5 protein-coding genes are annotated in these 8,981 nt (G+C 73.2%); all 5 read right to left on the reverse strand.

Features of this window, described 5'->3' with window-relative positions:
• Position 1: 1 nt before the first annotated feature.
• Positions 2 to 1,063: a Gfo/Idh/MocA family oxidoreductase gene (locus ACFQUZ_RS24155; protein WP_377446092.1), complete on the reverse strand. Its 1,062-nt coding sequence runs from the start codon at positions 1,061 to 1,063 to the stop codon at positions 2 to 4.
• Positions 1,060 to 1,770: a hypothetical protein gene (locus ACFQUZ_RS24160; RefSeq protein ID WP_377446093.1), complete on the reverse strand. Its 711-nt coding sequence runs from the start codon at positions 1,768 to 1,770 to the stop codon at positions 1,060 to 1,062. The genes ACFQUZ_RS24155 and ACFQUZ_RS24160 overlap by 4 nt, the downstream gene beginning before the upstream one ends.
• Positions 1,767 to 2,132: an NAD(P)H-binding protein gene (locus tag ACFQUZ_RS24165; protein ID WP_377446094.1), complete on the reverse strand. Its 366-nt coding sequence runs from the start codon at positions 2,130 to 2,132 to the stop codon at positions 1,767 to 1,769. The genes ACFQUZ_RS24160 and ACFQUZ_RS24165 overlap by 4 nt, the downstream gene beginning before the upstream one ends.
• Positions 2,132 to 7,633: an amino acid adenylation domain-containing protein gene (locus ACFQUZ_RS24170; protein ID WP_377446096.1), complete on the reverse strand. Its 5,502-nt coding sequence runs from the start codon at positions 7,631 to 7,633 to the stop codon at positions 2,132 to 2,134. Before ACFQUZ_RS24170 ends, ACFQUZ_RS24165 begins: the two co-directional genes overlap by 1 nt.
• Positions 7,630 to 8,981, reverse strand: a 1,352-nt coding sequence (locus tag ACFQUZ_RS24175; protein WP_377446098.1) for an AMP-binding protein, incomplete at its 5' end; no start/stop codon positions are given. The genes ACFQUZ_RS24170 and ACFQUZ_RS24175, both read right to left, overlap by 4 nt.

Raw genomic sequence — 8,981 nt, forward strand, 5'->3', positions numbered from 1 at the left:
ATCAGGCCGCCAGCTCGGTCAGCTCGTCGGTGATCAGCGGTGGCGGCGTCCCGGTGATCAGGTCCGGTTGGCCGAGCCGGCTGGTCAGATCCTGCCAGAGCCGGCACACCGTCAGCTGGGTCTGCCCGAGCCGCAGCGGATCGTCCCCGGACGCCACCGCGACGGCGAAATCGGCCATGGCCGCGGCCATCGCGGTCGGCCAGGCCACCCGGAGCACGGTGGCGTAGTCGGTGGGCTCCGTGCCGGGAAGGGTGCGCGTGGTCGGTTGGCGCAGGTAGCGCTCGCCCGCCGGGTCACCACCGTCCACCACGTGCAGGCGCGGGCTCCACAGCACCGGTCCGTGGGTGTCGGCGAGGGTGAGGGTGCCCGCGTCCGTGATGACCGCCAGACGATGCAGCAGGTGCGCGTGGTTGTCCGGGTCACCCGGGTCGAGTTCGTTGTGCACCCGGATGCCGACCGGTACCCCACCGATCACCCCGTCGACGCCGCGGATCGGCGCGACACCGGGCGGTTCGGTGGCGACAGGCGGCGCGAGGCGCCACGGCCGCAGCGACGGCAGCACCCGGGCCAGGATGTCGACGAGGGCGTACGCCACCTGGATACCGGTGCCGGCGTCCAGGTACCGGATCGGTCCGTGCCGGCTCAGCGCCGCGGTGGCCGCCACCAGCCGGCGGATCGGTGTCAGGTGCAGGTAGTGGTTGTTGACGCGGTACACCACCCGGTTGCGGCGCGCCGTCCGCAGGCACGACGCCAGTTCGTCGTGGTGCAGCGGATGCTCCTGCAGCACATGGATTCCCCGGTCCATCAGCGCGGTCGCCAGGTCGGTGCCGCGACCGCCGGCGACCGCCCCACGGACGGCGACCACGGCGGCGTCCACCCCGGTCGGGAGGTCGTCGACCTCCTGGTAGAGGGGAACTCCGGCCGCCCGGGCGACGGACACCGACCGGCCGCTGCCCCGGGCCAGCACCCCGACCAGCCGCCCCCACGGCGGATCGGTGCCCAGGGCGGCCAGATGCACCCGCCCGAACGTGGTGCCGCACACGACGAACCGCAACCGACTCACAGCACGACCTCCTCGACCGCGTCCTCGAGCGGGCCGTCGGCCACCTCGAACACGGCACACACCGCCGCCACCCCGGTCAGCACCGTCGCCGGGTCGAGGACGTCGTCGGCCCAGCCGGCGCCGGCCGGGACCGTCCCGCCCAGGACCGCCGTCGTGGCCGCCGCGGCGACCGCGGCCGTGACCCGGTAGCCGTCGTCCGCGCGTACCGTCGCCGTCACGGTCTTCCCGGCCCGGACCTCGACGACCATGAGCTGGTACGGGCGGTGCCCGGCCAGGTCCGCGTCGCCGGCCCGGGCCAGCCGCCGCGCGGCCACCGCATGTCCGGTGTCCGGCTCGGCGCGCAGCCGGCTCAGCACGGCGAAGGTCCGCTGCCCCGGAAAAACGTTGTGGAAGTCGCCGTGCCGGACTCCGAGCGACGCGGCGACGCGCCGGCTCTCGCCGGAGAGAAACGGGTAGGTGGTGACCCGGCCCGGGAACGGTGGCAGCCGCACGCCCTCCGTCGGTGTCGCCGCGCGGGCCACGGCCGCCCCGTCCCGCCAGGCGGCGAGCGGCTCTCCGTATCCGCCGTGGACGCTGTCCACCATGTCGGCCGCGGCGGCCGGGCTGAAGCGTTCCAGCCCGCCCGCCCACACGCGCAGCGTCTCGACCGGCCCGCCGGCCCGGCCGGCGAGCCAGCGTGGCAACAGGCCGGAGAGCCCGGGACTCAACCCGGCGCCGAGGACGGCCGGCGTGGCCGCGCCGGCGAGTCGGCGCCGCAGCGGGTCGTCCCCACCGGCGTCGACGTACCCGGCACCCGCGGCGATCGCGGCCGCGGCGACCGGAGCGCTCCACCGGTGCGACGGTCCGGCGCAGTTATAATAATGACGGCATCACAGCCACGGCAGAACTCCCGCAGGTCCGCCGGCCGTCCGGCGTCGACGGGGACCACCGTGGCGTCGGCGTCCGCCGGTGGCTCGACCGAATCCGGGCGCCGGGCGCCCAGCCGCAGCCGCAGGCCTGACCCGCCGAGGACGGTGGCCAACCGGTGCCCCACCGCCCCGGTGGCGCCGAGCACCCCCACGGTGGGCATCAGCCCTGCCCGCCGTTCAGCGCCGCCGCGACGTGGCCCACGTGCGGCTGCCGCAGGCAGCTGAAGTGATCACCGGGAACGTCGACGACGGTCAGGTCGCCGAGGCAGACATCCCGCCAGTATGCCGTCATGTCGGCGCGGAGGCCGGGCAGGAACTGCACCTCGCCAGCTTGGCGGACGAAGGTGATGTCCCCGGCGTACGGATCACCGTGGTGTCCGGTGACCGCGGTGAGGCTCTGCCGGAACAGGGCCAACGCCCGACCGACCAGGTCCGGTCCCGGGTCCGGTCCGAAGAGGTCCGGTGTGGACGCGGCGATGGCGGCCAGCCGTTCGGCCGGGCGGCGCGCGCCCAGCTCGGTGAACGCGGCCGCGACGGCGCGCAGCTCCGGATCGTCGTCGAGGGCGCCGACGGCGCCGGCAGGCACCCGTCCCGGGGTGCCGGCCAGCACCCTGTCGAGCGCCCGGGCCAGCACCGCGCCGTCGTCCGGGAAGCCGAGCGCCGCGGGATCGGTGCCCGCGAGGCGGGCGAACGCGTACTCCACGACCAGGTCGTCCTCCACCGTGTACGGGACGCGGTAGCTGCTGACCACCACGAGCCGAGCCACCTCGGCACCGGTCTCGGTCAGCTGGCGGGCCAGCTCGGTCGCCACCAGACCGCCCAGGCAGTAGCCGACGATCTCGAAGGTGCTGGCGCCGGTGCCGGCCAGCACCTCCCGGTACTCGGCGGCGAGCCCATCGACGAGGGTCGCGGCGTCGGCGGCCAGGTATCCGGCGGCATCCGCCACGCTCAGCCCGTAGAGCGGCCGGGCCGATCCCAGCAGCGGGATCAGGGCACGGTACGGAGCCAGTGTGCCGCTGCCGTCGTGCACCAGCACCCGGACCGGGGCCTGCCCGTGATCGCCGGGCACCAGCGTCACCAGGGGCGACCGGAGCGCCGGCATCGCGTCCCCGGCCGGTGCCGTCCCGTCGGCGCTGCCCAGCCAGCCGGCCACGCCGGCCACCGTCGGCGTCCGCAACACCTGCCGCAGCAGGGTGTCCCAGGTGTGTTGGGCGGCCTCCGGGAGGCGTTCGCGCATCAGCCCGACCAGCTTGGACACCAGCAGTGAGTCGCCGCCCAGCGCGTAGAAGTCGGCGTCCCGTCCCACGCCCGGGACCCCGAGCGACTCGGCCCACAGCTCGGCCGTGCGGCGCTCCAGGTCGGTTCGCGGCCGGTCACCGGCACCGGCGTCCGGGGTGCCGCCGGGGCGCTCGGCGCGCGCCGCGAGCGCGGCCCGATCGATCTTGCCGTTCGCGGTCAGCGGAAGCGCGTCGAGCAGGCGGATCCGGCGTGGCAGCATGGCCGCGGGCAACCGGTCGCCGAGGTGTGCGGCCAGCGATTCCGGATCCACCACGGCGCGGTGCGGCTTGGCCTGGGCGCCGAAGACTTGCTGGCCGGCCGCGGCCAACGGATGCTCCGGCGCCGGCAGGCAGAACACCAGTTCGGTCTCGGCCTCGGTGAGGAACCCCGTCCAGGACTCCCGGGTGTGGAAGGTGCGGTCCTCGGCCGCTCGCTCGTCGGTGAAGTCGGTAAGTCCCTCCTTGAACTCCATCGACGCCATCAGCGGATAGTTGTCCCGGGTGGGCTCAATGAACAGCAGCCACCCACCGGCGCGGACGAGCCCGGTGAGCCGCCGCAGCGCCGACCCGGCGTGGCCGGCGTTGTGCAGGACGTTCGCGCACACCACCACGTCGAACTCGTGACCATCCAGGCCCTGCTCCAGCGGGTCGCGGTTGAGGTCGAACAGGCCGTAGCGTACCCACGGCCGGTCGGCGAACCGGGTGCGCGCCTCGGTCAGGAAGAACGGCGAGACGTCGGTGAACAGGTAGTCGACCTCCCGTCCGTCCAGCGCGGCGAGCAGGTCGTCCGTGGTGCCGCCGACGCCGGCCCCCACCTCCAGCACCGTCAGCGGACGCGGGTGTGGATGCGCGTCGGCGATGGCGCGTAGCGCTGCCGCCAGGGCCCCGTTCAGGTACCGGCTGAGGACGTTGTCCCGGTAGGCGGCCTGGGCGACGGCGAGCGTGCCCCGGGGGAACAGCAGTTCCAGCGGATCAAGCTCGTCGCGCAGCAGCTCCGGCAGCCGCTCGGCGCTGGTCCGCAGGTAACGGACCAACTCAACGCCGTATCCGTGCCGGGCGGCGGCCGCCTCGATCGGGTCCCAGACCGAGCCGTCCACCGGTCGTGCCGAAGCGGTGCCGACCCGCCATCCGCCGGGCACCGCGTCGAGGTGCCCGTGCGCGGTGAGCCCGCGCAGCCAGCGCCGGACGAGGCGGTGATGGCGCACCGCGACGCGGGCGGTGGCCAGCACGTCGGGCAGTCCGTGGACGGCCGCCGGATCGGTGAAGAGCCCGGCGGCCCGCAACGCCGCCAGCATCGCGTCCAGCGCGGCGCCGTCGAGCGCCTCGACGAGCGCCCGCACCGCCGGCCCGTCGACGTGCCCGGCGACGGTACCGGCCTCCCGGGTGGCGACGGCACCGACACACCGGGCCGCCTCGGCGTCCCCGGCCGGTTGGGGACGGTGGCGGGGTTCGACGTACGCGGCGAGTCGCCGGCGCATCGCCGTGTCGCCGATCACGAGCGCCACCGCGTTGCCGACGCCGGGATGCGCGCACAGCACCGACTCGACCTCCGCGAGTTCGATCCGGTGGCCGCGGATCTTCACCTGCGTGTCGTCGCGGCCCAGCAGTTCGACGGTGCCGTCGGGGTGGAAACGACCGAGGTCCCCGGTCCGGTAGAGGCGTTCGCCGGTAACCGGATGGGTGACGAAGCGACGCGCCGTCCGCTCCGCGTCACCCAGGTAACCCATGGCCAGGCCGGTGCCGCCGATGAAGATCTCACCGGTAACCCAGTCGGGACGGGGACGCATGGTGTCGTCGAGCACCTGGATCGTCTGGTTGGTCAGCGGCCGTCCGTACGGGATGCTGGCCCACGCCGGATCCACCCGGTCGATCGGATGGTGGATCGACCAGATCGCGGCCTCGGTGGCGCCACCCAGACTGACCACGCGCAGTGCCGGCACCAGTGACCGGAGAGCGTCGGGAAGGGTCACCGGAATCCAGTCTCCCGACAGCAGGGCCAGTCGTAGCGAGGCGGGCACCGGCGCGTCTCCGCCGGCACCCACCACGTAGTCGTGCAGCATCTGGGCCTGCGCCGGCACCGAGTTCCACACGGTGACGTCGTGGTCGGCGACGAGCGCCGCCCAGTGGGCCGGGTCGCCGCGCCGGCCGGCGTCGGGCAGCACCACCGCGCCGCCCACGCCGAGCGGGCCGAAGATGTCGTAGACGGACAGGTCGAACCCGAGGTTCGCCAGGCCCAGCACCCGGTCTTCGGCGTCGATCCCGAAGCGGGCGGTGATGTCGGCGACCGTGTTGGCCGCCGCCCGATGACTGATCATGACGCCCTTGGGCACGCCCGTCGAACCTGACGTGAAGATGACGTACGCCAGGCTGTCCGGCGTGCTGGTGGCCGCGTCACCAGCGGCGGGGTGCGTGGTCGCCCGGCTCGGTTCCACGGTGTCCACGGCGAGGGCGGTGTCGCCGGGAGGCGCCGTCCAGGACTGGGTCAGCACGAGCCGGGCGGCGATCGCCGACAGCATCGCCTCCCGCCGCAGCGGCGGTTGGTTGACGTCGATCGGGACGTACGCGCCACCGGCCAGCAGCACCCCGAGCACGCCGACCACCTGTTCGACGCCCTTGTCCATCAGGACGGCGACCGGCTCGCCGGGCCGGCATCCGCGGGCGAGCAACCAGCTGGCCACCGCCTGCGCGCGGTGCAGCAACTCGGCGTACGTCAGCGTCCGCCGCGAGGTCACCACGGCCACCCGGTCCGGGGTACGCCTGGCCTGAGCCAGCACGGGTGCGTGGAGCGGGCCCACCGGTAGGGCGCCGGCCGTGGCGTTGACCTCGGCGCGGCGGCGCGCCTGGTCCGGCGGGAGTCCGACCGGCGCCGCCTCCTCCCAGGACGGATCGTCCTCGGCGAGGCGGGTCACCAGCGCGGTGTACGCGCCGAACATCGCGTCGACGAGACCCGCGGGAAAGACGCCCTCGCGTACGTCCCAGTTGACCCGCAGCTCACCGCGGTGCTCCATGACCTGGCAGTCGATCCACACCTGCGGCGTCTGGCTGATCCCGTAGCGCAGGTCGCCGGAGCCGGTGAAGGAGCCGGAATCGGCCGTGTCGTCGGCGAGGCCGAGGGTGCTGGTGAAGACCACCGGCATCAGGGCGGCGTCGGCACCGCGCCGGCGGGTCACCTCGCGCAGCACGTCGACACCGGAGAACCGGCGATGGTCCAGGTTCTCCCACAGGGACTCCTGCAGGGCGCCGGCGCGGTCCAGGAACCGGGCGGCCGGGGGCGCGTCCTGCCGCCCCGGCACGGCCAGCAGGGTCACCGAGGTGAAGTCGCCGACCAACCGGGACATCTGCGGGTGCGCGACGGGCCGGTCGAGGAGCGTCAGGTTGAGGGTGAACCGCCGCTGGCGGCTCCACCTGCCCAGCACCTCCGCGTACGCGCCGAGCAGCGCACCGGTCGGGGTCAGCTTGTGGTCGGCGGCCCGTTGCCGCAGGTCCGTCCAGCGGGCGGCGTCCATCCCGAAGCTCCACCGGCGGAACCGGGGTGGCCCGGCCGCCGGGCGATCGGCCAGCGGAAGTTCCGGCCGGGCGGGGAGATCGTCGACGCGTGCCAACCACCATTGCCGGTCCGTCTCGAAGCCGGTGCCCGTCCGCGCCGCCCGGGCGCCCACCACGACGTCCCGGAAGCCGATGGTGAGGGCGGGCAGCGGCGCCCGCGGGTCGCGGTAGAGCTCGTCGAGTTCGGCCAGCAGCAGCTGGATGCTCGCGTAGTCGGCGATCAGCAGGTCGATCGAGAAGTGGAGCAGGTCGTTGTCGGCGCCGCGGGTCACCCGGAGGTCGAACAGTGGCCACGTCGCGGGGTCGTAGACCCGGTGGGAGAGCGCGGCACGCGCCTCGGCACGCGCCGCGTCGAGGGCGTCCGGGTCCGCGCGCAGGTCGGTGACGTCGATGGAGTACGCCGGCACGTCGGGAAGGATCCGCTGGTGACCGTCGGTGTCGATGACGGCTCGCAGCATGTCGTGCCGATCCACCAACCGTCGCCAGGCGGCGGTCAGCCGCTCGGGGTCGAGGGTGGCGAAGGCGACCTCGAAATAGCCGTGGCAGCCGACTCCGCCGTAGGCGAACGCGTCGTGGCGGCCGAGCAGGTAGGCGGCCTGCACGTCGGTGAGCGGGAACGGTTCGTGCCGGGTGGCCGGGTCGGCGGCCAGACTGCCGGCGGCCCGGTCGAGGTGCCGGAGGAGGGCCGGCTTGTGCCGCCGCAGCTCCGCGATCCGGTCGGCGGTCAGTACGCCCTTGGGGGCCCGGAAGCGCAGCGCGCCGTCCTCCGTCCACAACTGGACACCGTGGCTCTCGAGATCGTCGAGGAGTTGCCGCACCGTTGCCGGCGTGTCGGTCACAGGATTCCCTCTTCCAGGTCGGCGACGGTGTCGGAGTCGATGAGGTCGGCGAGTCCGGCGATCGTGGGCGTGGCGTAGAGCTCGCGCAGGGTGAGCCGGACGGCGAAGCACCGGCGGATCTCCTCCACCAGTTCGGTGGCCGCCAGCGACGTGCCGCCCAGGGTGAAGAAGCTGGCGCCGCGGGAGTCGACCCGGGTGTCCAGGATCGTCGACCAGAGTTCGGCGAGCCGCGTCTCGACCGGCCCGCGGGGCGGCTCGCCGACCGGGCTGTCCACGGTGGCGACGAGCCGGGTCACGGCGGCGCGGTCGACCTTGCCGTTCGGGCTGAGCGGCAGTTCGTCGAGCAGCACGACGCGCTGCGGTACGAGGTAGGGCGGTAGCCGGTCAAGGAGGTACTGGCGGATCTGTTCCGGTTCCAGGTGGGCCCGGTCGCCGACGATGGCGGCGGTGAGGTGGTGGTGGGTGGTGGTGGTGATGGCGTGGTGGATGTGGGGGTGGGTGTGGAGGTGGGTTTCGATGTCGCCGAGTTCGATGCGGTGGCCGTTGAGTTTGATTTGGTGGTCGGTGCGGCCGAGGAATTCGATGGTGCCGTCGGGCCAGTAGCGGCCTTGGTCGCCGGTGCGGTACCAGCGTTGGTTGTGGTGGTGGGTGAAGTGGTGGGTGGTGAGGTCGGGTTGGTTGCGGTAGCCGGTGGCGAGGCCGGTTCCGCCGATCCAGAGTTCGCCGGGGACCCAGTTGGGTCGGTCGTTGCCGTCGGGGTCGGTGATTCGGTAGGTCTGGTTGCGTAGTGGGGTGCCGTAGGGGATGGAGGTCCAGTGTGGGGGGACGTGGGTGATGTGGTGGTGGTTGGACCAGATGGCGGCTTCGGTGGCGCCGCCGAGGGCGATGTGTTGGATGTGGGGGTTGGCGGTGGTGAGGCGGTGGTGTTGGTCGAGGGGGATCCAGTCGCCGGAGATGAGGGCGAGGCGCAGGGTGGTGAGTTGGTGGGGTTGGGCGGCGGTGAGGAGCATGTCGAGCAGGGTGGGGACGGTGTTCCAGATGGTGACGTGGTGTTTGTGGATGAGGGTGGCCCAGGTGTGGGGGTCGCGGTGGTGGTGGTCGGTGATGGTGGTGATGGTGGCGCCGGCGGAGAGGGTGCCGAAGATGTCGAAGACGGACAGGTCGAAGTCGAGGTTGGAGATGGCGATTGTGGTGTCGTGGGGGGTGAGGTGGTAGCGGGTGTTGATGTCGTCGATGGTGTTCTGGGTGGCGCGGTGGGTGAGTTCGACGCCTTTGGGGGTGCCGGTTGAGCCGCTGGTGAAGATGATGTAGGCGGGGTGGGTGTCGGGGAGGGGGATGGGTTCGAGGA

Source organism: Plantactinospora sp. GCM10030261 (genome assembly GCF_042666615.1).
In the GTDB taxonomy this organism is placed as follows: Bacteria; Actinomycetota; Actinomycetes; order Mycobacteriales; family Micromonosporaceae; genus KBS50.

Bases quoted from the DNA above. Each gene is read 5' to 3' on its own strand.
- ACFQUZ_RS24165 (WP_377446094.1), bottom strand. From the start codon at position 2,132: ATGCCCACCGTGGGGGTGCTCGGCGCCACCGGGGCGGTGGGGCACCGG.